Origin of the sequence: Pseudomonas sp. ZY71 (assembly GCF_036542145.1) — a bacterium.
GTDB lineage: Bacteria > Pseudomonadota > Gammaproteobacteria > Pseudomonadales > Pseudomonadaceae > Aquipseudomonas > Aquipseudomonas koreensis_A.
Map to the genome: position 1 here is coordinate 1,159,494 of NZ_CP144274.1, position 23,617 is coordinate 1,183,110.

Below are 23,617 nucleotides of genomic sequence, written 5' to 3' on the forward strand. Positions count from 1 at the left end.
AAGGGCCAATCCTATGTCAGACATTTCTCCACTCATCAAGCGATCCCTGGTCGATCAGGCCTTGGATCAACTCCGTCAGCGCATCAACAGCGGTGCCTGGCAGGTTGGCGAGCGTTTGCCGACCGAACCCGAGCTGTGCGCCGAGCTGGGCATCAGCCGCAACACCGTGCGCGAAGCCATGCGCGTGCTGGCGTTTTCCGGACTGATCGAGATTCGTCAGGGCGATGGCAGTTATCTGCGCGCAGTGGTCGATCCGATGGATACCCTGAAAGCGCTGTCGCAATGCTCGCTGGAACAGGCACGGGAAACCCGCCACATCCTCGAAGTCGAGGCCATCGGCCTGGCGGCGTTACGTCGTACTGAAGAAGACCTCGTCGCATTGCGTGAGGCGCTCGGCACCAGCGGCAGTCACTATCACGGCGACCTCGACACCTACATCGCCTGCGATCTGGTGTTCCACCGCCGGCTGGTCGATGCCGCGCACAACCCGACCCTCAGCGAGCTTTATCGCTATTTCTCCAGCATCGTCGGCGCGCAATTGCGCCAGACCCTGAACATCGTCCCGCGCCGTCAGGAAGTGTTCGACCTGCACATCGAGTTGCTCGATGCGGTCGAACAACGCGACCCGGAACGGGCCAAAGCCTTGTCGAGGCAATTGATCAATGAACCTTGAAACCGAGAAATCCATGTCCCGCAGTGAGATATCCACAACCCCCAAACGCACGGCAGAGCTTGAAGAGCTGCTGATCGACGCCGAGGCTGACGACGAGCAAGTGCAACAAAGCCATCCGCTGGTGCGCCGGCCGTGGCTGTTGCTGCTGGGTTTGATTCTGGTCGCGTTGAACTTGCGTCCGGCGCTGTCGAGCATGGCGCCGCTGCTCAGTGACGTTTCCAAAAGCCTCGGATTATCGGCAGCTCAGGCGGGTTTGCTGACCACGTTGCCGGTGCTTTGCCTCGGTTTGTTTGCACCCTTGGCGCCGATTCTGGCGCGACGTTTTGGCGCTGAGCGGGTGGTGCTGGGGATTTTGTTGGCGTTGGCCGGCGGGATCATTTTGCGCAGCAACTTCGGTGAGATCGGCCTGTTCGCCGGCAGCGTATTGGGCGGCGCGAGCATCGGCATCATCGGTGTTCTGTTGCCGGGGATCGTCAAGCGCGACTTCGCCAAACACGCCGGCACCATGACCGGCGTCTACACCATGGCGTTGTGTCTGGGCGCGGCGATGGCAGCGGGTTCCAGTGTGCCGCTTAGTGAGCACTTCGGTGGTAGCTGGGCGATGGGCCTGGGTTTCTGGGTGATTCCGGCGCTGGTTGCGGCGGTGTTCTGGTTGCCGCAAGTCGGGCAAAAGCATGGCGCGCACAATGTCGCTTATCGTGTGCGCGGTCTGCTGCGTGATCCGCTGGCCTGGCAGGTGACCTTGTACATGGGCCTGCAATCGTCGCTGGCCTACATCGTCTTTGGCTGGTTGCCGTCGATCCTGATTGGTCGCGGCCTGACGCCAACCCAAGCCGGGCTGGTGTTGTCCGGTTCGGTGATCATTCAACTTGCCAGCTCGTTGGCCGCACCATGGCTGGCCACTCGCGGCAAGGATCAGCGTCTGGCCATCGTCGTGGTCATGGCGCTGACCCTCGGCGGTCTGTTCGGCTGCCTGTATGCGCCGATCGAAGGCCTGTGGGGCTGGGCGATTTTGCTGGGTCTGGGGCAGGGCGGTACGTTCAGTCTGGCGTTGACGTTGATTGTGCTGCGTTCGCGCGATTCCCATGTCGCGGCGAACCTGTCGAGCATGTCTCAGGGCTTCGGCTACACCCTCGCGTCCATGGGGCCGTTCGCGGTCGGCGTGGTGCATGACTGGACCGGCGGCTGGAATGCGCTGGGCTGGATCTTCGGCATCATTGGTACCGGTGCGATCATCGCCGGGCTTGGCGCCGGGCGTGCGCTGTACGTGCAAGTGCAAAGCGAAAAAATCTGACGCGGTTCAAACTGTAGGAGTGAGCCTGCTCGCGATAGTGGTGGTCCAGTCAGCACAATGTTGACTGGAAGGGCGCTATCGCGAGCAGGCTCACTCCTACATGGGTTTTGTGTACAGCGGGTATTCGGTTTGCGAATGCCGATAGTGTTTCTGCGCATTGCAGATTATCGTGCTGGCAATCTGTACCTATTTTGGAGATTGCCCATGAGCGAAGCCCACGCCGCGTTGATCACCCGTTTCTATCAGGCCTTCCAGCGCCTCGATGCCGAAGCCATGGCCGCCTGCTACACCGACGACGTAGTATTCAGCGATCCGGCCTTCGGTGAACTGCGCGGGCGCGATGCCGGCGACATGTGGCGCATGCTCACCACTCGGGCCAAGGATTTCTCGCTGACCTTCGACAACATCCGTGCCGACGAGCGCAGCGGCGGCGCACATTGGGTCGCGACCTACCTGTTCAGCCAGACCGGCAACATCGTCATCAACGATATCCAGGCCCGTTTCGTCTTCCGTGACGGCAAGATCTGCGAGCACCACGATCACTTCGATCTGTGGCGCTGGTCGCGTCAGGCGCTGGGTTTCAAAGGCCTTCTGCTCGGCTGGACGCCGCTGGTGCGCAACGCCGTGCGCGCTCAGGCGCTGAAGGGGCTGAAGGCATTTCAGGCCGGGCGCTGATAAGATCGCCGCCTGTTTCCTACACGTCTTGATCCCGAAGTGACCAGCCTTAGCGAAAAATCTGTCGATGTGCCCGAACCGGTGAGCAAATCCTGGTTTGTCTACCTCGTTCGCGCCGCCAATGGTTCGTTGTACTGCGGGATCAGCGATGACCCCGTGCGCCGCTTCGCCAAGCATCAAAGCGGCAAAGGCGCGCGGTTCTTTCTCTCCAGCCCGGCGATGGCGCTGGTCTACACCGAGCTGTGCCGCGACAAGAGCGATGCGCTGCGTCAGGAACGCTTGATCAAAAAACTCAGGAAGAGCGCCAAGGAATGTCTGGTTGCGTCTTATCAATCTGACTGATCAGTTCCCATCAGGCAGATCTGTAGGCTGCTAAGCAAATGCACGCTAAGCTGCTGGCTCACTATCTGAGCGGCGGAGCCGAGCATGTCCGAGTTGATTCTCCATCATTACCCGACCTCTCCATTTGCCGAGAAGGCCCGCCTGCTGCTGGGCTTCAAAGGCTTGTCGTGGCGCTCGGTGCACATCTCGCCGGTGATGCCGAAACCGGATCTGACCGCCCTGACCGGCGGCTATCGCAAAACCCCGGTGCTGCAGATTGGCGCTGATATCTATTGCGACACATCGTTAATCGCCCGTCGCCTGGAACAGGAAAAGGCTTTGCCGGCGTTCTTTCCCGAGGGCCAGGAATTCACCGCCGCCAGTTTTGCCACATGGGCTGATTCGGTGGTGTTCCAGCATGCGGTGAGTCTGGTGTTTCAGCCGGAATCGGTGGCGGTGCGCTTCGCCAAGTTGCCGCCGGAAGCGATCAAGGCTTTTATCGCCGACCGCGCCGGTCTGTTCAGTGGTGGCAGCGCCACGCGTTTGTCTGCCGAACAAGCCAAGCATCAGTGGCCGACGATCATGGCTCGCCTTGAGCAGCAGTTACAGCGCGAGCAGGGCGACTTCCTGTTCGGCGAGCCGTCGATTGCCGACTTCGCGCTGGCGCATCCGCTGTGGTTCCTCAAGGCTACGCATGTCACGGCTCCGCTGGTGGATGAATATCCGGCTGTTGCGGCCTGGTTGGGACGAGTGCTGGGCTTCGGTCATGGCGCAGCCAGTGCGATGACGTCGGAAGAGGCGCTGGAGGTTGCACGTAACGCGACACCGGCGGTGTTGCCGGATGAGCAGTTCGTAGATCCGAATGGGTTCAAGGCTGGGCAGCAGGTGGCGATCTCGGCGACGGATTACGGGGTTGATCCGGTGGTGGGTGAGTTGCTGTTTGCCGGTCGCGAAGAGTTGATCATTCGTCGCGAAGACGAGCGTGGCGGTGTGGTGCATGTGCACTTCCCGCGTTTCGGTTTCCGTATCGAAGCACGCTGATCTCTCAAGTCTGATGCAAAACTTTGTAGGAGTGAGCCTGCTCGCGATAGCGGTGTGTCAATCGGCGGATTTATCGACTGACACACCGCTATCGCGAGCAGGCTCACTCCTACAGGTTATTTCAGGGCGGCGAGGATTTCGTCCGGGTCAAACCCGCGAATCAACGTGCCGTTCACATCAATCAGCGGAATCCCGCGTCCACCCAATGCCTCGTACGCCTTGCGCGCCTCGGCATCCTTCTCGATATCGAACTCCTTGAACGCAATCCCCTTGCTGTCGAGAAAGCGTTTGGTCTGCTTGCAGTAGCCGCACCAGTCGGTGGCGTAGAGCACGACGTTGGCTTGCGCGCGCGTCTGCTCTGCAACCATCTGCGACGGATTGAACACCCGCTCGATCTTGCCCCAGTTCTGATAGACCACGACCACCAGCAGAACCAGCGCAACTTTCTTCAGCACATTGCCGAGCATCAGTTACGCCGCTTCAACTGATCGGTGAGCGACGTTGGCAGGCCTTTGATCACCAGGGTGCCAGCCTCTTCGTCGTATTCGATCTTCGAACCCAGCAGGTGCGCTTCAAAGCTGATCGACAGGCCTTCGGCGCGGCCGGTGAAGCGGCGGAATTGATTCAGGGTGCGTTTGTCCGCCGGAATCTCTGGCGACAGGCCGTAATCCTTGTTGCGGATGTGATCGTAGAAGGCTTTCGGGCGCTCCTCGTCGATCAGCTCGGACAACTCTTCCAGACCCATCGGTTCGCCGAGTTTGGCCTGGCTGCTGGCGTAATCGACCAGGGTTTTGGTCTTCTCGCGAGCGGACTCTTCGGGCAGGTCTTCGCTCTCGACGAAGTCACTGAAGGCCTTGAGCAGCGTGCGCGTCTCGCCCGGGCCGTCGACGCCTTCCTGGCAGCCGATGAAGTCGCGGAAGTATTCCGAGACTTTTTTGCCGTTCTTGCCCTTGATGAACGAGATGTACTGTTTGGACTGCTTGTTGTTCTGCCACTCGGAGACGTTGATGCGCGCCGCCAGGTGCAACTGGCCGAGGTCGAGGTGGCGCGACGGGGTCACGTCCAGCTCATCGGTCACTGCCACGCCTTCGCTGTGGTGCAGCAGGGCGATTGCCAGGTAATCGGTCATGCCTTGCTGATAGTGGGCGAACAGCACGTGGCCGCCGACCGACAGGTTCGACTCTTCCATCAATTTTTGCAGGTGCTCGACCGCGACTTTGCTGAACGCGGTGAAGTCCTTGCCGCCTTCCATGTATTCCTTCAGCCAGCCGCTGAACGGGAACGCACCGGATTCCGGATGAAACAGGCCCCAGGCTTTGCCCTGTTTGGCGTTATAGCTCTCGTTGAGGTCGGCGAGCATGTTTTCGATGGCTGCAGACTCGGCCAGTTCCGTGTCACGGGCGTGCAGAACTGCAGGCGTGCCGTCGGGTTTTTTGTCGATCAGGTGGACGATGCAATGACGGATCGGCATGGGCTTCTCGGCTGTTGGATGGGAGGAGGGCAGGCTCCCCCGAAAAAGCGCTAAGTGTACCGCAACCACTGGTTTTGGCGCGGGTTGTAGGGCGAAACCGGGGCGCACGACCGGCCTTATGCAGTTTTTTACCGATTTAGAGCAATAAAGCTGACCAAATGGGTAGCTAGAGGCGGATATTTCCCCGTCTCTGTGCTAGTTTTGCCCGGTCTTACGCGAAGTCACTGCGTTAAGCGTGCAATCAGCATTTGTCAGGTCGAACCAAACCCTGATTTCGGTATCTATAACCCGACTCGTCGTGGTTATCGCCGAGGGTGCCAGATCCAGAAGATCGGGCTCGATGGCTGACACTGCACTCTGCAATCCATATGAATTTGATAGGGAAGGAACACTACATGGCTCTTACTAAAGACCAACTGATCGCCGACATCGCTGAAGCTATCGACGCGCCGAAAACCACCGCGCGTAACGCTCTGGACCAACTGGGCCAAATCGTTGCCGATCAGCTGGAAAACGGCGGCGAAATCACCTTGCCAGGTATCGGCAAGCTGAAAGTGACCGAGCGTCCTGCCCGCACTGGCCGTAACCCTTCGACTGGCGCTGCCATCGAAATCCCTGCTAAGAAAGTGATCAAGCTGGTTGTGGCCAAAGGCCTGACCGACGCTGTGAACAAGTAAGACGCAGTAATAAAAAACCGTGCACCGGAGTGATCCGGGCACGGTTTTTTTGTGTCTGCGATTTGGTGGCTGAATCGCAGGGCCAATGTGGGAGCGAGCCTGCTCGCGAATGCGGTGGATCAGTCGATATTGAAGCTAACTGACACACCGCCTTCGCGAGCAGGCTCGCTCCCACAGGGGCATCTGCGCAGCTATCAGCGTACCCAGCGCTCGCGGCGCCAGATCTGCTGCTCGGACTTGGTCTGGAAAGTCCAGGCCACAAAGCGGCTCTGCTTCTGGCCCTGAGACATCTCGACGACCTGGCTTTCCAGCACGCCGGCTTTTTTCAGCGCGGTTTCGATGGCTGGCAGGTTCGAAGCTTTCGACACTAATGTGCTGAACCACAGCACTTTATGCTGGAAATTCGCGCTCTCGGCGATCAGTTGCGTCACGAAGCGCGCTTCACCGCCCTCGCACCACAGCTCTGCCGACTGGCCACCGAAGTTCAGCACCGGCAGTTTGCGTTTCGGGTCGGCCTTGCCCAGTGCGCGCCATTTGCGCTCGCTGCCCTTGGTCGCTTCATCCATCGAAGCGTGGAACGGCGGGTTGCACATGGTCAGGTCAAAGCGCTCACCCGGTTCCAGCAGACCGATCAGGATGTGCTTGCGGTTTTCCTGCTGACGCAGCTGGATCACCTTGTTCAGGTCGTTGGACTGAACGATGGCGCGGGCGGCAGCCACGGCGGTCGGGTCGATCTCCGAACCGAGGAAGTGCCAGCGGTATTCACTGTTACCGATCAGCGGATACACGCAGTTGGCACCCATGCCGATGTCCAGCACGTTGACGATCGCGCCGCGCGGCACCTTGCCGTCGTTCATGCTCGCCAGCAAATCGGCGAGGAAGTGCACGTAATCGGCACGGCCCGGAACCGGTGGGCAGAGGTAGTCTGCCGGGATGTCCCAATGCTGGATGCCATAAAACGACTTGAGCAGCGCCCGGTTGAACACGCGCACCGCATCGGGGCTGGCGAAGTCGATGCTTTCCTTGCCGTACGGGTTGGTGATCACGAACTTCGCCAGTTCCGGCGTGGTCTTGATCAGCGCCGGGAAGTCGTAACGACCCTGATGGCGATTGCGCGGGTGCAGGCTGGCCTTTTCACGCGGCTCGACGGTCTTGGTCGGGGTCGCGGAGTCAGGCTTCTTGCGCGCAGGTTTGGGTGTGCGGGGGGCGTTCATGGGCGTGGTCGATTCGGGTATGGCTGAAAGTGGCGGGTATTGTCCCACATCTCAAGGCAACACCGGTCAAACTGTGGGAGCGAGCCTGCTCGCGAAGGCGGTTTCACATCCGGCAGATTTGTCGACTGACCCACCGCTTTCGCGAGCAGGCTCGCTCCCACAGGGGATTCGTGGTGATCAGGAATAAAAAAGGGAGACCACCTGGGCCTCCCTTTTCATTGCGATTTGCCGTTACAGGCTGGCAATCCGCGCATGCTGCTCGGCCAGTTTGCCCAGGGCTTGTTCAGCCTCGGCCAGTTTGGCGCGTTCCTTCTCGATGACTTCGGCCGGGGCCTTGTCGACGAAACCGGCGTTGGACAGTTTGCCGCCAACGCGCTGGACTTCGCCCTGCAGACGCAGGATTTCCTTGTCCAGACGCGCGAGCTCAGCGCCCTTGTCGATCAGACCGGCCATCGGCACCAGCACTTCCATCTCGCCAACCAGAGCGGTGGCGGACAGCGGTGCTTCTTCACCAGCCTGCAGAACGGTGATCGATTCCAGACGCGCCAGCTTCTTCAGCAGCGCTTCGTTCTCGGTCAGGCGGCGCTGGTCTTCAGCGCTGACGTTCTTCAGGTAGATCGGCAGCGGCTTGCCCGGGCCGATGTTCATTTCGCCACGGATGTTACGCGTGCCGAGCATCAGTTCCTTGAGCCATTCGATGTCGTCTTCGGCGGCCGGATCAATGCGCTCTTCGTTGGCCACTGGCCACGCTTGCAGCATGATCGTCTTGCCCTGAATACCGGCCAGCGGCGCAATGCGCTGCCAGATTTCTTCAGTGATGAACGGCATGAACGGATGCGCCAGACGCAATGCCACTTCCAGTACGCGAACCAGCGTACGGCGAGTACCGCGCTGACGTTCAACCGGCGCATTCTCGTCCCACAGCACAGGCTTGGACAGTTCCAGGTACCAGTCGCAGTACTGGTTCCAGATGAACTCGTAGAGCGCTTGTGCCGCCAGGTCGAAACGGAACTGATCGAGTTGACGGGTCACTTCGGCTTCGGTGCGTTGCAGTTGCGAGATGATCCAGCGATCCGCCAGCGACAGCTCGTAGGCTTCGCCGTTCTGGCCGCAGTCTTCGCCCTTGTCCAGAACGTAACGTGCGGCGTTCCAGATCTTGTTGCAGAAGTTGCGATAGCCTTCGACGCGGCCCATGTCGAACTTGATATCGCGACCGGTCGAGGCCAGCGAGCAGAAGGTGAAGCGCAGCGCATCGGTGCCGTAGCTGGCGATGCCGTCGGCGAACTCGTCGCGGGTCTGCTTCTCGATCTTCTTCGCCAGTTTCGGCTGCATCATGCCGGAGGTGCGCTTCTGCACCAGTTCTTCCAGTTCGATACCGTCGATGATGTCCAGCGGGTCCAGGACGTTGCCCTTGGACTTGGACATCTTCTGGCCCTGGCCATCGCGCACCAGACCGTGCACATACACGGTCTTGAACGGAACCTGCGGCGTGCCGTCCTCGTTCTTGATCAGGTGCATGGTCAGCATGATCATCCGGGCAACCCAGAAGAAAATGATGTCGAAGCCCGTCACCAGCACGTCGGTGGAGTGGAATTTCTTCAGGAATTCGGTCTGCTCAGGCCAGCCCAGGGTGGAGAAGGTCCACAGGCCAGAACTGAACCAGGTGTCGAGGACGTCGTTGTCCTGTTGCAGCGCCACGTCCGGGCCGAGGTTGTGCTTGGCACGCACTTCGGCTTCGTCGCGACCAACGTAGACCTTGCCCGACTCGTCGTACCAGGCCGGAATCCGGTGGCCCCACCACAGCTGACGGCTGATGCACCAGTCCTGGATGTCGCGCATCCACGAGAAGTACATGTTTTCGTACTGCTTCGGCACGAACTGGATGCGGCCGTCTTCAACGGCAGCAATCGCAGGCTCGGCCAAAGGCTTGGTCGACACGTACCACTGGTCGGTCAGCCACGGCTCGATGATGGTGCCGGAGCGGTCGCCTTTCGGCACTTTCAGGCCGTGGTCGTTGACGCTGACCAGCAGGCCGGCGGCATCGAACGCAGCTACGATTTGCTTGCGCGCTTCGAAACGCTCAAGGCCGGCGTATTCAGCCGGAATCGCGCCATCGATGCTGTCGTTCAGCGTACCGTCGAGGTTGAACACCTGGGCGGCTGGCAGCACGTTGGCGTTCTTGTCGAAGATGTTCAGCAGCGGCAGGTTGTGGCGCTTGCCGACTTCGTAGTCGTTGAAATCGTGGGCCGGGGTGATTTTCACGCAGCCGGTGCCGAATTCAGGATCGCAGTAATCGTCGGCGATGATCGGGATGCGGCGGCCAACCAGTGGCAGCTCGACAAACTTGCCGATCAGGGATTTGTAGCGCTCATCGTTCGGGTTCACCGCGACGGCGGAGTCGCCGAGCATGGTTTCCGGACGGGTGGTCGCGACGATCAGGAAGTCGTTGCCTTCAGCGGTTTTCGCGCCGTCGGCCAGCGGGTACTTCAGGTTCCACAGGAAACCTTTCTCGTCGTGGTTTTCCACTTCGAGGTCGGAAATCGCCGTGTGCAGTTTGGTGTCCCAGTTGACCAGACGCTTGCCGCGGTAGATCAGGCCGTCTTCGTGCAGACGCACGAAGGCTTCTTTGACCGCTTCCGAGAGACCGTCGTCCATGGTGAAGCGCTCGCGGCTCCAGTCGACGGACGAGCCGAGGCGGCGGATCTGACGGCTGATGTTGCCGCCGGATTGATCCTTCCATTCCCAGACTTTCTCGAGGAATTTTTCGCGGCCCAGATCATGGCGATTCTGGCCCTGGGCTTCGAGTTGACGCTCCACCAGCATCTGCGTGGCGATACCGGCGTGGTCGGTGCCCGGTTGCCACAGGGTGTTGCGACCCTGCATGCGGCGGAAACGGATCAGGGCGTCCATGATCGCGTTGTTGAAACCGTGACCCATGTGCAGGCTGCCGGTGACGTTCGGCGGCGGGATCATGATGGTGTAGGAGTCGCCCGCGCCTTGCGGGGCGAAGTAGTTCTCGGACTCCCAGGTGTTGTACCAGGAAGTTTCAATGGCGTGCGGCTGGTAGGTCTTATCCATGCGCGGCGGGACCCTATTGGCATTAATTCAGGAAAAGCCGACGAGTATAGCGGGGCATGGGGCCGAGGGCGAGCGGGGCGGGCCCGGAGGGGATCTAAATGTAGGAGTGAGCCTGCTCGCGATGCTGGCGCTGCGGTTTTTCAGGAAAACCGAGGTGCTGCTATCGCCAGCAGGCTGGCTCTCACAGGGGATTGGGGGTTATTCGTACTGGCTGAGCAGCCGTTCCATGCGCGCATCGAGACGGCGTTTGATTTCGGTTTCGATGTGCGGCGCGAAATCGTCAATCACGTCCTGCATGATCAATTGCGCGGCGGCGCGCAGCTCGCTGTCGAGGTGGAGCAGGGCGTCCGGACCTTTATCCACAGGTGCCGCCGGTTGTACGGCGGGTGTCGGAGCTGGCGCGGGAGGCGGTTCGACGGCTGCCGGCTCGTTGCCGACCGAATCGAACAACATCGGAATCTGTTCCTGTTCGCCATCGTCGACCGTGTCGGTCAACAGAGGTGGTTGCAGGTTGTCATCGCCGAGCAACTGGCGGATCGATTCGAGATCGTCCAACAGGTGTGCGGACTTTTGCTGCGGTTTCGGAGTGTCCATTGGAATGCTCAGAGTCGCTGTAAACGGTGATCTTGCAGAGGATAGCCCTGTTCGCGGTAGAAACGGAAACTCTCCCGCGCGGCCGCTCGAATCGTCGGATCTTCGACCACCACTTCCGCCACGCGGGCGAATTTGCTGGCGAAGGCCGGGACTTTCAGGTCGAGATTGACCAGTAAATCCTGATGCTGACCGCAGTCCTCACCCAGACCCAAAACGATCAAACCGTCCGGTTCGCTGTCGGCCGGACCATGCGGCACAAACGTTTCGCCCTTGAATGCCCACAGGCGCGCATCGAGATCATCACGCTGGGCGGCATCGCTGCAATGCAGGTAGATGCGGTGGCCCATGCGCCAGGCTTTCTCGGTGAGCTTGCAGGCAAAGTCCAGGCGAGCCGAAGGGTCGGCGCTGGGCAGGATATAGAAGTCGACTTTGGTCATTGCGGTTCCAGAGCAGCAAGCGGCGTCACCCGAAGGTAACGCCGCCCGTCAGCGGGTTCAGGCTTTGGCGCGATCCAGCAGGTACTGGGTCAGCAGAGGCACCGGACGGCCGGTTGCGCCTTTGTCCTTGCCGCCGCTGGTCCATGCGGTGCCCGCGATGTCCAGGTGCGCCCAGTTGAGGTTCTTGGTGAAGCGCGACAGGAAGCATGCAGCCGTGATGGTCCCGGCTTTCGGCCCGCCAATGTTGGCGATGTCGGCGAACGGGCTGTCCAGTTGCTCCTGGTATTCGTCAAACAGCGGCAGTTGCCAGGCACGGTCGTCTGCAGCCTTGCCGGCGCTGAGCAGTTGATCGATCAGCTCGTCGTTGTTGCCCAGCAGGCCCGAAGTGTGGGCGCCCAAGGCAACGACGCAAGCGCCGGTCAGGGTGGCGATGTCGATCACCGCTTGTGGCTTGAAGCGCTCGGAGTAAGTCAGCGCATCGCACAGCACCAGACGGCCTTCGGCGTCGGTATTGAGGATTTCCACGGTCTGACCGCTCATAGTGGTAACGATGTCGCCCGGACGGGTCGCGTTGCCGCTCGGCATGTTCTCTGCGCAGGCGAGAATGCACACCAGGTTGATCGGCAGTTTCAGTTCAAGTACGGCACGCAGGGTACCGAACACGGAGGCCGCGCCGCCCATGTCGTACTTCATTTCGTCCATGCCGGCGCCTGGTTTCAGGCTGATGCCGCCGGTGTCGAAGGTGATGCCTTTACCGACCAGTGCGTACGGCTTCTCGGATTTCTTGCCGCCGTTGTATTGCATGACGATCAGGCGCGGCGGTTGCTCGCTGCCCTGGCCGACGGCGTAGAACGAGCCCATACCGAGGGATTTGATCTTCTTCTCGTCGAGGACTTCGACTTTCAGATCCTTGAACTCTTTGCCCAGATTCTTGGCTTGTTCGCCGAGGAAGGTCGGGTGGCAGATGTTCGGCGGCAGGTTACCCAGATCGCGGGTGAACGCCATGCCGTTGGCGATCGCTGTAGCGTGATTCACTGCGCGCTGCACTTCGGCTTGCGCGGCCTTGATGGTCAGCAGGGTGATTTTCTTCAGGGCGCGCGGTTCGGCTTTCTGGCTCTTGAACTGGTCGAAGGTGTATTCGCCATCCACCAGGGTTTCTGCCAGCAGACGGGTTTTGCCGTAGCTGTCGCGGTTTTTGACAATAACTTCATCCAGCGCCAGCACGGCGTCGCTACCGCCCAGACCCTTCAAAGTGTTGAGGATGCCGGCCACGATTTTACGGAACGGACGATCGCCCAGTTCTTCATCCTTGCCCACGCCGACCAGCAGCACGCGCTCGGCTTTCAGGTTCGGCAGGCTGTGCAGCAACAGGCTCTGGCCAACCTTGCCGGCCAGATCGCCACGCTTGAGCACGGCGCTGATCGCGCCACCGCTCAGTTCGTCGACTTGTTTGGCGGCGACGCCGAGTTTGCGGCCTTCGCCAACAGCAACCACCAGGGTGGCGGTTTTCAACGTTTCTGGGCTAACGCTTTTTACAACCAGTTCCATGTCCGGATCCCTGAATGAATGGTCAACACGCAGGCGTTCGACGGAGGCCGCAGTCGCCTGCTTATAGATAGAAGAGGCGCAGGCCAAAGCCTGCGACAAGGGCCGCAGTTTGAACCTCGCTCCCCGCGCCTGACAACCCTAGGGGGTGTTCTCAATTAGTTTTCACACCGCGTTGTCGCCTTAAAGCCAGCCAGGCAAGGCGCAGGCCGCTGGGAATGGTTGTTCCCTTTCCAAGGCCTGCAACGCAGACTGGCCGACTTTAAGGCACAACCTGAAGGGCCGGGCCTGCTGTTGTGCAGGGTTGCGTTGCTCGAAGCTTATTTGGAATGATCAAACCACGCTTCTCGCGCCTTGCCCTGCACAACAGCAGACCCGGCGCGGTGTGAAAACTAATTGAGAACGCCCCCTAGGTTGTACGATCTGCAAAGGATTACAGACATGGATGAGTGTGCGCAGTGACAGGCGCCCCCAATCACAGGATAATGCCGCATCTTTTTTCGACGGCTCTGCGTTGCGGGCCGGTCGATGTGTTTGCTTGTTTGGCCGCCTTAGCCTGACAACCCTGGAGTGTCTGGTTTGATCGTCTTCCGTTATCTGTCCCGCGAAGTCCTGTTGACCCTCAGCGCCGTGAGTGCTGTGCTGCTGGTCATCATCATGAGCGGTCGCTTCATCAAATATCTGGCTCAGGCCGCTGCCGGCCAGCTCGATCCGGGCTCGTTGTTCCTGATCATGGGCTATCGCCTGCCGGGTTTCCTGCAGCTGATTCTGCCGCTGGGCCTGTTCCTCGGGATCCTGCTGGCCTACGGTCGCCTGTATCTGGAAAGCGAGATGACCGTGCTCTCGGCCACCGGCATGAGTCAGCAGAAGCTGTTTCGCATGACCCTGTTTCCGGCGACGCTGGTGGCACTGGTGGTGGCGTGGCTGAGCCTGGGCCTGGCCCCGCAAGGCGCCAACCAGTTCCAGTTGCTGCTGAACAAGCAGGACGCGCTGACTGAGTTCGACACCCTCGAGCCGGGACGCTTCCAGGCCCTGCGTGACGGTACTCGGGTGACCTACACTGAAACCCTGAGCGACGATCGCGTCAATTTGGGCAGCGTATTCATCTCGCAGAAAAACCTCGGCGCCAATCAGAAGGACCGCGGGATTTCCGTGCTGGTGGCCGAAAGCGGTCGTCAGGAAGTGCGCCCCGACGGCAATCGTTATCTGATTCTCGACAACGGCTATCGCTACGACGGCAGCCCGGGTCAGGCCGATTACCGCGCTATTCACTACGAAACCTACGGTGTGCTGCTGCCAAAGCCAGACGTCAGCGAAGAAGTCACCGACCGTGACGCCATGCCGACCTCGTCTCTGTTGGGCAGCGATGACATCCGCTCGAAAACCGAACTGCAATGGCGTTTGTCCCTGCCGCTGCTGGTATTTATCGTGACCCTGATGGCGGTGCCGCTGTCGCGAGTCAATCCGCGCCAAGGGCGTTTCCTCAAGCTGCTGCCGGCGATTCTTCTTTATATGGCTTACCTGACCATCCTGATTGCCGCCCGCGGCGCCCTTGAAAAAGGCAAGATCCCGCCGGCCCTCGGCCTCTGGTGGGTGCACGCGATCTTCCTGTTCATCGGCCTCGGCCTGCTCTACTGGGAGCCGCTACGCCTGAAGATGGCCAGCCGCCGCGCAGCGCTGGAGGTGGCCCGTGGTTAAACTCGACCGCTACATCGGCAGCAGCGTGTTCATGGCGATCATCGCCGTGCTGGCAATCATTCTCGGTCTGGCAACCTTGTTTGCCTTTATCGATGAGATGGGCGACGTCAGCGATACCTACACGCTGGTCGATGTTCTGAGCTTTGTATTGCTGACTGCGCCGCGCCGACTCTATGAAATGCTGCCAATGGCCGCATTGATCGGCTGCCTGATCGGCCTCGGCAGTCTGGCCAGCAGCAGTGAGCTGACGGTCATGCGCGCCGCTGGCGTGTCCATCGGCCGTATCGTCTGGGCGGTCATGAAGCCAATGCTGGTGCTGATGCTGGCGGGCGTGCTGATCGGCGAATACGTTGCTCCTGCGACCGAAAGCATGGCCCAGGCCAACCGCTCGCTGGCGCAGGGCAGCGGCGACGCGCAAAGCGCCAAGCACGGTATGTGGCACCGTCAGGGTGAAGAGTTCATCCACATCAACGCCGTGCAACCGAACGGCCTGCTGTATGGCGTGACCCGTTATCACTTCGACAAAGAGCGTCACCTGCTGAGTTCGAGTTTCGCCAAGAAGGCCGAGTTCGACGGCACCAAGTGGCAGCTCACCGACGTTGCCACCACGCTGTTCCATGAGCGCAGCACCGAAGTCGTCAATACCCCAAGCGAGCAATGGGACGTGGCGTTGAGTCCGCAATTGCTCAGCACCGTGGTCATGGCCCCGGAATCGCTGTCGATCAGCGGCCTGTGGGGCTACATCCACTACCTGTCCGAGCAAGGCCTGAGCAACGGCCGTTACTGGCTGGCATTTTGGGTCAAGGTGTTGCAGCCGCTGGTGACCGCTGCACTGGTACTGATGGCGATCTCCTTCATCTTCGGCCCGCTGCGCTCGGTGACCCTTGGCCAGCGCGTGTTCACCGGCGTGCTGGTGGGCTTCACCTTCCGTATCGTCCAGGATTTGCTCGGCCCGTCGAGCCTGGTGTTCGGTTTCTCGCCGCTGTTCGCGGTGCTGGTGCCGGCCGGTGTCTGTGCGCTAGCAGGCGTCTGGCTGTTGCGAAGAGCCGGTTGATGACAGGCGATTGATCTGTGCTTTAAACCTCGAAAACGCCTCGATCGACAGATCGGGGCGTTTTTGCATGCAATCCGGGTGACAGGCGAACGTGACGCTTGCGCCGTGTATCAGGTACAATTCCCGGCTATTTTTCGGCGGGCTATGCCTGCAGCCTTTTTGAGTGTTGATCCGTGAGTGATTTGAGTCATATCCGCAATTTCTCCATCATCGCCCACATTGACCATGGCAAGTCGACGCTGGCCGATCGCTTCATCCAGATGTGCGGCGGCCTGGCCGAGCGTGAAATGGAAGCCCAGGTACTGGATTCCATGGATCTGGAGCGTGAACGCGGGATCACCATCAAGGCCCACAGCGTTACCCTCTACTACACCGCCAAAGACGGCATCAAGTATCAGCTGAACTTCATTGACACCCCGGGCCACGTCGACTTCACCTATGAAGTCAGCCGTTCCCTGGCTGCCTGTGAAGGTGCGCTACTGGTGGTCGACGCCGGTCAAGGCGTTGAAGCCCAGTCCGTGGCCAACTGCTACACCGCCATCGAGCAGGGCCTTGAGGTCATGCCGGTGCTGAACAAGATCGACCTGCCGCAGGCTGATCCTGATCGCGTCAAAGACGAAATCGAGAAGATCATCGGTATCGACGCCACCGACGCCGTCACCTGCAGCGCCAAGACCGGCCTGGGTGTCGACGAAGTGCTCGAACGTCTGGTGCACACCATTCCTGCGCCGACCGGCAACATCGAAGATCCGCTGCAAGCGTTGATCATCGACTCCTGGTTCGACAACTACCTGGGCGTTGTCTCCCTGGTGCGCGTGCGTCATGGCCGCGTGAAGAAGGGCGACAAGATCCTCGTCAAGTCCACTGGCAAGATCCATCTGGTCGACAGCGTGGGTGTGTTCAACCCGAAACACACCGCCACCACGGATCTGAAAGCCGGCGAAGTGGGCTTCATCATCGCCAGCATCAAGGACATTCACGGTGCACCGGTCGGTGACACCCTGACCCTGAGCTCCACCCCGGACGTTGAAGTGCTGCCCGGCTTCAAACGCATCCAGCCACAGGTTTACGCCGGTCTGTTCCCGGTCAGCTCCGACGACTTCGAAGATTTCCGCGAAGCGCTGCAGAAGCTGACCCTCAACGACTCGTCGCTGCAGTACACCCCGGAAAGCTCCGACGCACTGGGCTTCGGCTTCCGTTGCGGCTTCCTTGGCATGCTGCACATGGAAATCATCCAGGAGCGCCTCGAGCGCGAGTATGACCTGGACCTGATCACCACAGCACCGACGGTAATTTTCGAACTGGTGCTGAAAACCGGTGAAACGATTTACGTCGACAACCCGTCCAAGCTTCCGGATGTGTCGTCGATCGAAGACATGCGCGAGCCGATCGTGCGCGCCAATATCCTCGTGCCGCAAGAGCACCTGGGTAACGTCATCACCCTGTGCATCGAGAAGCGTGGCGTTCAAGTCGACATGCTGTTCCTCGGCAATCAGGTGCAAGTCACTTACGACCTGCCGATGAACGAAGTGGTCCTGGACTTCTTCGACCGTCTCAAATCCACCAGTCGCGGCTATGCTTCGCTGGATTACCATTTCGACCGTTACCAATCGGCTAATCTGGTGAAACTGGATGTGCTGATCAACGGCGACAAGGTCGATGCCCTCGCATTGATCGTGCATCGTGACAACTCGCACTACAAAGGTCGCCAGTTGACCGAGAAGATGAAAGAACTGATTCCTCGTCAGATGTTCGACGTAGCCATTCAGGCCGCCATCGGTGGTCAGATCGTTGCACGGACAACCGTCAAGGCGCTCAGAAAGAACGTATTGGCCAAATGCTACGGTGGTGACGTCAGCCGTAAGAAGAAACTGCTCGAGAAGCAAAAGGCCGGTAAGAAACGCATGAAGCAGGTCGGCAACGTGGAAATTCCACAAGAAGCCTTCCTTGCCGTGCTCAGGTTGGATAGTTAGGTCCTATGTCACTAAATTTCCCGCTGTTGCTGGTCATCGCCGTGTTCGTCTGCGGCCTGTTGGCGTTGCTTGATCTGTTGATCCTGGCACCGCGTCGGCGTGCTGCCATTGCCTCTTATCAAGGCAGCGTCAGCCAGCCTGACGGGGTGGTCGTTGAAAAACTTAACAAAGAACCGCTGCTGGTTGAATACGGCAAGTCGTTCTTCCCGGTGTTGTTCATCGTGCTGGTGCTGCGTTCGTTCCTCGTGGAGCCGTTCCAGATCCCTTCGGGCTCGATGAAGCCAACCCTGGACGTCGGCGACTTCATTCTGGTGAACAAGTTTTCTTACGGGATCCGCCTGCCGGTGATCGACAAGAAAATCATCGAAGTCGGTGATCCGCAGCGCGGCGATGTGATGGTGTTCCGCTACCCGAGCGATCCGAACGTCAACTACATCAAACGTGTGGTCGGTCTTCCGGGTGACACGGTGCGTTACACCGCCGACAAGCGTCTGTTCGTCAATGGCGAGTCGATTGCCGAGCAGATGGTCGGCGCCGAGCCGGGCACGCTGGGCAGCGCCGAACTGTACAAAGAGAAACTGGGCGCAGCCGAGCATCTGATCCGCAAGGAAATGAGCCGCTACCGCGCCACGCCGGATCGCTCGTGGACAGTGCCTGCCGGGCACTACTTCATGATGGGCGACAACCGCGACAATTCGAATGACAGTCGCTACTGGGATGATCCAAACATTCCCAAGGATCTGCTGGGCATGGTTCCCGACCAGAATATCGTCGGCAAGGCCTTCGCGGTCTGGATGAGCTGGCCGGAACCGAAACTCAGTCATCTGCCGAATTTCTCGCGGGTTGGCCTGATCAAGTAATCACACACGGCGCTGTTGACCACAGCGCCGAATGCATTTCTGGAGCCGGCACAATCGGCTTCGCAATCGCCAGGATTTAATTTTTGAACACAGCGTTAATTGTCCCAGGCCTGCGCCGCATCCCGGCGATGGCAGTGGAATCCAGCCACGAACTCAGCGTGGGTAAACCGTGAGCGTTTCTCTAAGCCGTCTCGAGCGCCAGCTCGGCTACACCTTCAAGGATCAGGAGCTGATGCTGTTGGCCCTGACGCACCGCAGTTTTGCCGGGCGCAACAACGAACGCCTGGAATTCCTTGGTGATGCCATCCTCAACTTCGTCGCTGGCGAGGCGCTGTTCGATCGCTTCCCGCTGGCCCGCGAAGGCCAGTTGTCGCGTTTACGCGCACGCCTGGTAAAAGGTGAGACGCTGGCCGTACTGGCGCGCGGTTTCGACCTTGGCGATTACCTGCGACTGGGCTCCGGCGAGTTGAAAAGCGGCGGTTTCCGTCGCGAATCGATTCTGGCCGACGCCCTCGAAGCGTTGATCGGTGCGATCTACCTCGATGCCGGCATGGACATGGCGCGTGAGCGCGTGCTGGCCTGGCTGGCTGGTGAGTTCGAAGGTCTGACACTGGTCGACACCAACAAGGATCCGAAAACCCGCCTGCAGGAACACCTGCAATCGCGCGGTTGCGATCTGCCACGCTATGAAGTGGTGGATATCCAGGGCGAGCCGCACTGCCGAACCTTCTTCGTCGAGTGCGAAGTTGTCTTACTGAATGAAAAAAGCCGAGGTCAGGGTGTGAGCCGTCGTATTGCCGAACAGGTAGCGGCCGCTGCAGCACTGATTGCCCTGGGCGTGGAGAATGGCAATGACTGATACAAACGCAACTCGCTGTGGCTATGTTGCCATCGTCGGCCGTCCCAACGTCGGTAAGTCGACGCTGCTCAACCACATCCTCGGCCAGAAGCTCGCGATCACCTCGCGCAAGCCGCAGACCACCCGCCACAACATGCTCGGGATCAAAACCGAAGGTGACGTGCAGGCGATCTACGTCGACACCCCCGGTATGCACAAGGGTGGCGAAAAGGCCCTGAACCGTTACATGAACAAAACCGCTTCGGCGGCGTTGAAAGACGTCGACGTCGTGATCTTCGTGGTCGATCGCACCAAGTGGACCGACGAAGACCAGATGGTTCTCGAGCGCGTGCAGTACGTGACCGGCCCGCTGATCGTCGCGCTGAACAAGACCGACCGCATCGAAGACAAAGCCGAGCTGATGCCGCACCTCAGCTGGTTGCAGGAACAACTGCCGAACGCGCAGATCATTCCGATTTCCGCGCAGCACGGGCACAACCTCGAAGCGCTGGAAAAGGTTATCGCTGATCATCTGCCGGAGAACGATCACTTCTTCCCGGAAGACCAGATCACTGACCGCAGCAGCCGTTTCCTCGCCGCTGAACTGGTGCGCGAGAAAATCATGCGCCAGATGGGCGCCGAGCTGCCGTACCAGATCACCGTCGAAATCGAAGAGTTCAAGCAGCAGGGCAAGACCCTGCACATCCACGCTTTGATCCTCGTTGAACGTGACGGCCAGAAGAAGATCATCATTGGCGACAAGGGCGAGCGCATCAAACGCATCGGCACCGAAGCGCGCAAGGACATGGAGCTGCTGTTCGACTCCAAGATCATGCTCAACCTGTGGGTGAAGGTGAAGGGCGGCTGGTCCGACGACGAGCGCGCGCTGCGTTCGCTGGGTTACGGCGACCTGTAATCAGCGTTCCAGAGAACACCGATACCCACTGTGGGAGCGAGCCTGCTCGCGAAGGGATGTAACATTCAGCATTGATGTTGACTGTCACTCCGCTTTCGCGAGCAGGCTCGCTCCCACAGTGGTTTTGGGTTGTGTGTAAATCTGCGTTTCTTCATCGAGAACTCAATGTCGCAAAACCCGCCTCCCGCCCAACCCGCCTACGTCCTGCACTCCCGCGCCTACCGCGAAACCAGCGCGTTGGTGGATTTCCTCACGCCGCAAGGGCGGCTGCGGGCGGTGTTGCGCAGTGCGCGGGGCAAGGCCGGGACATTGGCGCGGCCGTTCGTGTCGCTGGAAGTCGAATTCCGTGGCAAGGGTGAGCTGAAGAATGTTGGGCGCATGGAGAGTTCGGGCACTTCGGCGTGGCTCAACGGCGAGGCGCTGTTCAGCGGTCTCTATCTCAATGAATTGCTGATCCGTCTGCTGCCCGCTGAAGATCCTCATCCGGGCGTATTCGATCACTACGCTGCAACCTTGCTGGCACTGGCTGAAGGTCGTCCGCTGGAGCCGTTGCTACGTTCGTTCGAATGGCGACTGCTGGACGATCTCGGTTACGGTTTTTCCCTGAACACCGATATCCACGGCGAGCCCGTCGCGGCAGATGGTCTCTATCGCCTGCAAGTGGATGCGGGGCTGGAGCGAGTCTTCCTGCTGCAACCCGGCCTGTTCAACGGCGTTGAATTATTGGCCATGGCCGAAGCTGACTGGACCGCCCCCGGCGCGCTGTCCGCGGCCAAGCGCCTGATGCGTCAGGCATTGGCCGTTCACCTGGGCGGTCGCCCCCTCGTCAGTCGCGAACTGTTTCGCAAGCCCTGATCACCCCGTATGCTGTGCGCCGAATCTCTCAATTCAGGAGCGCATCCGTGACCACCAGCAATCGCATTCTTCTTGGCGTGAACATCGACCACGTCGCCACCCTGCGTCAGGCCCGTGGCACGCGCTACCCGGACCCGGTCAAGGCTGCACTGGACGCGGAAGAGGCGGGTGCCGATGGCATCACCGTGCACCTGCGTGAAGACCGTCGGCACATTCAGGAACGCGACGTTCTGCTGCTCAAGGACGTGCTGCAAACCCGCATGAACTTCGAAATGGGCGTCACCGAAGAAATGATGGCGTTCGCCGAACGCATCCGTCCTGCGCACATCTGCCTGGTGCCGGAAACCCGTCAGGAGCTGACCACTGAAGGTGGCCTGGATGTGGCGGGGCAGGAAGAGCGGATCAAGGCAGCGGTCGAGCGTCTGTCGAAGATCGGCAGCGAAGTGTCGTTGTTCATCGACGCTGACGAGCGGCAGATTGCGGCGTCGAAGCGTGTTGGTGCGCCTGCGATTGAACTGCACACCGGGCGCTACGCCGATGCCGAAACCCCGACCGAAGTAGCTGAAGAACTGAAGCGTGTGGCGGACGGTGTGGCGTTTGGTCTGGCCCAAGGCCTGATCGTTAACGCGGGTCACGGTTTGCATTACCACAACGTTGAAGCCGTCGCGGCGATCAAGGGCATCAACGAACTGAACATCGGCCACGCGCTGGTGGCGCATGCGTTGTTCGTTGGCTTCAAGTCTGCGGTATCGGAAATGAAGGCGCTGATCCTGGCGGCTGCCAAGCACTAAAGGTCACCGCATAACAACTGTGGGAGCGAGCCTGCTCGCGAAAGCGTGGTATCAGTCAAAGATGATGTCGACTGACACGACGCCTTCGCGAGCAGGCTCGCTCCCACATTTATTTTTGGGGTGTTTTTTAGAGCGGGGCAGGTTCTTGCGCCGGTTTTGATTTGTCGATGCCGGGCACATGCAGATTGCCCTCAGCCACTTGATCACCTTCAAGCTGCGGCTGCGTCACCCAGGTCAAAATGTCGTAATAGCGACGAATGTTCGCCACGAAGTGCACCGGCTCGCCGCCCCGGGCGTAGCCATAACGCGTCTTGCTGTACCACTGCTTCTGCGACAGGCGCGGCAGGATCTTCTTCACATCGAGCCATTTGTCCGGATTCAACCCTTCCTTGGCCGTCAGCTTGCGCGCGTCATCCAGATGGCCGCTGCCGACGTTGTACGCCGCCAGGGCAAACCAGGTGCGATCCGGTTCCTTGATCGAATCGTCGAGCTGATCCTTCATATAAGCCAGGTATTTCGCCCCACCCATGATGCTTTGCTTCGGGTCGAGGCGGTTGGAAACGCCCATTGCCTGTGCGGTGTTCTGGGTCAGCATCATCAACCCGCGCACGCCGGTTTTCGAGGTGACGGTCGGCTGCCACAGCGATTCCTGATAACCAATGGCCGCCAGCAGGCGCCAGTCGACTTTCTCTTTCTTCGCGTAGTTCTTGAAGTGCTGTTCGTATTTCGGCAGGCGCTGCTGCAGGTGCTGGGCGAAGGTCGTGGCGCCCATGTAACCGAGGACATCGACGTGGCCGTAGTAGCGATCCTTGAGGCGTTGCAGGGTGCCGTTCTTCTGCACCTTGTCCAGATACGCGTTGATCTCGTTGAGCAGGCTGTTGTCTTCGCCCGGGCCAACCGCCCAGCTCTGGCTGCGCGCATCGCCGAGGTCGAAGGCCACGCGAATATTGGTGAAGTACACCTGATTCATCGCCACTTCGTTGGAATCGACCAGAGTCAGGTCAATCTGACCTTCATCGACCATGCGCAGCAGGTCGACCACTTCAACCGCGTCGGACTCTTCGTATTCGATGCCGGGGAATTTCTTTTTCAGCTCCGCCAGTTGTTCGGCGTGAGTGCTGCCTTTAAGCACCATGATCTTCTTGCCGACCAGATCACCGGGATCGGTCGGCCGCGACTGGCCATTGCGATAGATGATCTGCGGGGTGACTTCAAGGTAGGAGTGCGAGAACCGCACTTGCTGCTTGCGCTGTTCGCTGCTGACCAGACCGGCGGCGGCCAGCACCGGGCCGTTCGGCTTGCCGATCTGATCGAACAGGTCATCGAGGTTGTCGGCGGTCTCGATCTTCAGCTCGACACCCAAATCGTCGGCGAAGCGTTTCACCAGCTCGTATTCGAAGCCGGTTTCACCGCTGCGATCCTGAAAGTAGGTGGCGGGGCTGTTACGGGTAATCACCCGCAGCACACCGTCCTCCTTTACGCGCTCGAGTGTGTTGGGTTTATCAACACAGCCACCGAGCATCAGGAAGAGTCCGGTTGCGATCAGCCATTTGGCGTACCGCGGACGCAAAGCCGTTGGGAAAAACATCTGCGCAGTATACGCAAACGGCCG

The 23,617-nt window shown here is 59.8% G+C and carries 22 protein-coding genes; 14 read left to right on the forward strand and 8 right to left on the reverse strand.

The features are described 5' to 3' along the window. Positions 1 to 13: 13 nt before the first annotated feature. The 5 genes from VY732_RS04980 to VY732_RS05000 all read left to right on the forward strand — a co-directional run bounded on the left by VY732_RS04980 (position 14) and on the right by VY732_RS05000 (position 4,004). Positions 14 to 673: a FadR/GntR family transcriptional regulator gene (locus VY732_RS04980; RefSeq protein WP_038357659.1), complete on the forward strand. Its 660-nt coding sequence runs from the start codon at positions 14 to 16 to the stop codon at positions 671 to 673. Further along, positions 663 to 1,967 carry a CynX/NimT family MFS transporter gene (locus VY732_RS04985; protein WP_137219204.1) on the forward strand — a complete coding sequence of 435 codons (1,305 nt, stop codon included), beginning with the start codon at positions 663 to 665 and terminating at the stop codon, positions 1,965 to 1,967. The genes VY732_RS04980 and VY732_RS04985 overlap by 11 nt, the downstream gene beginning before the upstream one ends. Positions 1,968 to 2,171: 204 nt before the next feature. Further along, positions 2,172 to 2,642 (forward strand): nuclear transport factor 2 family protein, encoded by a 471-nt coding sequence (locus tag VY732_RS04990; protein ID WP_331694817.1) that lies wholly within the window; start codon positions 2,172 to 2,174, stop codon positions 2,640 to 2,642. Between the two features lie 39 nt (positions 2,643 to 2,681). Further along, entirely contained in the window at positions 2,682 to 2,984 is a 303-nt protein-coding gene (locus VY732_RS04995) for a GIY-YIG nuclease family protein (RefSeq protein WP_331694819.1), read from the forward strand. A gap of 84 nt (positions 2,985 to 3,068) precedes the next feature. Then, complete coding sequence (locus VY732_RS05000; protein ID WP_331694821.1) at positions 3,069 to 4,004, forward strand: glutathione S-transferase family protein; 936 nt, start codon at positions 3,069 to 3,071, stop codon at positions 4,002 to 4,004. 116 nt (positions 4,005 to 4,120) lie between these two features. On the opposite strand, the gene VY732_RS05005 is transcribed toward VY732_RS05000, so the two are convergent. Both VY732_RS05005 and yejK read right to left on the reverse strand, forming a co-directional pair. Continuing rightward, positions 4,121 to 4,471, reverse strand: coding sequence for a glutaredoxin family protein (locus VY732_RS05005; RefSeq protein ID WP_008083649.1), 351 nt, complete (start codon positions 4,469 to 4,471; stop codon positions 4,121 to 4,123). Further along, a complete protein-coding gene (yejK, locus tag VY732_RS05010; protein WP_007909053.1) occupies positions 4,471 to 5,475 on the reverse strand; it encodes a nucleoid-associated protein YejK in 1,005 nt (334 codons plus the stop codon). Before yejK ends, VY732_RS05005 begins: the two co-directional genes overlap by 1 nt. A 395-nt stretch (positions 5,476 to 5,870) precedes the next feature. Between yejK and VY732_RS05015 the strand changes: the two genes are divergently transcribed. Continuing rightward, entirely contained in the window at positions 5,871 to 6,152 is a 282-nt protein-coding gene (locus VY732_RS05015; protein ID WP_003221909.1) for an HU family DNA-binding protein, read from the forward strand. Positions 6,153 to 6,346: 194 nt separating this feature from the next. Here the strand turns inward: VY732_RS05015 and rlmF are convergent, their stop codons facing one another. The 5 genes from rlmF to VY732_RS05040 all read right to left on the reverse strand — a co-directional run bounded on the left by rlmF (position 6,347) and on the right by VY732_RS05040 (position 13,023). Further along, a complete protein-coding gene (rlmF, locus tag VY732_RS05020; protein ID WP_077571235.1) occupies positions 6,347 to 7,366 on the reverse strand; it encodes a 23S rRNA (adenine(1618)-N(6))-methyltransferase RlmF in 1,020 nt (339 codons plus the stop codon). Between the two features lie 231 nt (positions 7,367 to 7,597). Continuing rightward, on the reverse strand, positions 7,598 to 10,444 hold the full coding sequence (locus VY732_RS05025) for a valine--tRNA ligase (RefSeq protein ID WP_077571236.1): 2,847 nt from the start codon (positions 10,442 to 10,444) through the stop codon (positions 7,598 to 7,600). 198 nt (positions 10,445 to 10,642) lie between these two features. Further along, on the reverse strand, positions 10,643 to 11,038 hold the full coding sequence (locus VY732_RS05030; protein ID WP_102900610.1) for a DNA polymerase III subunit chi: 396 nt from the start codon (positions 11,036 to 11,038) through the stop codon (positions 10,643 to 10,645). Between the two features lie 8 nt (positions 11,039 to 11,046). Beyond that, positions 11,047 to 11,475, reverse strand: coding sequence for a DNA polymerase III subunit chi (locus VY732_RS05035; protein WP_034154796.1), 429 nt, complete (start codon positions 11,473 to 11,475; stop codon positions 11,047 to 11,049). A 57-nt stretch (positions 11,476 to 11,532) separates the two neighbouring features. Beyond that, entirely contained in the window at positions 11,533 to 13,023 is a 1,491-nt protein-coding gene (locus VY732_RS05040) for a leucyl aminopeptidase (RefSeq protein ID WP_077571238.1), read from the reverse strand. 576 nt (positions 13,024 to 13,599) lie between these two features. Between VY732_RS05040 and lptF the strand changes: the two genes are divergently transcribed. The 8 genes from lptF (at position 13,600) to pdxJ (ending at position 22,005) form a co-directional block, all read left to right on the forward strand. Further along, on the forward strand, positions 13,600 to 14,718 hold the full coding sequence (lptF, locus tag VY732_RS05045; protein ID WP_077571239.1) for an LPS export ABC transporter permease LptF: 1,119 nt from the start codon (positions 13,600 to 13,602) through the stop codon (positions 14,716 to 14,718). Next, the gene (lptG, locus tag VY732_RS05050; protein ID WP_034154799.1) at positions 14,711 to 15,772 is read left to right on the forward strand and encodes an LPS export ABC transporter permease LptG; all 1,062 of its coding nucleotides are present in this window, start codon (positions 14,711 to 14,713) and stop codon (positions 15,770 to 15,772) included. Before lptF ends, lptG begins: the two co-directional genes overlap by 8 nt. 173 nt (positions 15,773 to 15,945) lie before the next feature. Next, on the forward strand, positions 15,946 to 17,745 hold the full coding sequence (gene lepA, locus VY732_RS05055; RefSeq protein WP_034154800.1) for a translation elongation factor 4: 1,800 nt from the start codon (positions 15,946 to 15,948) through the stop codon (positions 17,743 to 17,745). Between the two features lie 5 nt (positions 17,746 to 17,750). Then, positions 17,751 to 18,605, forward strand: coding sequence for a signal peptidase I (lepB, locus tag VY732_RS05060; RefSeq protein WP_007909027.1), 855 nt, complete (start codon positions 17,751 to 17,753; stop codon positions 18,603 to 18,605). A 169-nt stretch (positions 18,606 to 18,774) separates the two neighbouring features. After that, on the forward strand, positions 18,775 to 19,464 hold the full coding sequence (gene rnc, locus VY732_RS05065; RefSeq protein WP_016986099.1) for a ribonuclease III: 690 nt from the start codon (positions 18,775 to 18,777) through the stop codon (positions 19,462 to 19,464). Further along, positions 19,457 to 20,359: a GTPase Era gene (gene era, locus VY732_RS05070; RefSeq protein ID WP_016771562.1), complete on the forward strand. Its 903-nt coding sequence runs from the start codon at positions 19,457 to 19,459 to the stop codon at positions 20,357 to 20,359. Before rnc ends, era begins: the two co-directional genes overlap by 8 nt. A 165-nt stretch (positions 20,360 to 20,524) precedes the next feature. After that, positions 20,525 to 21,214 carry a DNA repair protein RecO gene (recO, locus tag VY732_RS05075; RefSeq protein ID WP_116028683.1) on the forward strand — a complete coding sequence of 230 codons (690 nt, stop codon included), beginning with the start codon at positions 20,525 to 20,527 and terminating at the stop codon, positions 21,212 to 21,214. 47 nt (positions 21,215 to 21,261) lie between these two features. Beyond that, positions 21,262 to 22,005 carry a pyridoxine 5'-phosphate synthase gene (pdxJ, locus tag VY732_RS05080; protein WP_038357694.1) on the forward strand — a complete coding sequence of 248 codons (744 nt, stop codon included), beginning with the start codon at positions 21,262 to 21,264 and terminating at the stop codon, positions 22,003 to 22,005. Between the two features lie 127 nt (positions 22,006 to 22,132). Here pdxJ and mltF read toward each other — a convergent pair whose 3' ends face one another. Next, positions 22,133 to 23,593, reverse strand: coding sequence for a membrane-bound lytic murein transglycosylase MltF (mltF, locus tag VY732_RS05085; protein WP_093436891.1), 1,461 nt, complete (start codon positions 23,591 to 23,593; stop codon positions 22,133 to 22,135). Between the last annotated feature and the right edge of the window lie 24 nt (positions 23,594 to 23,617).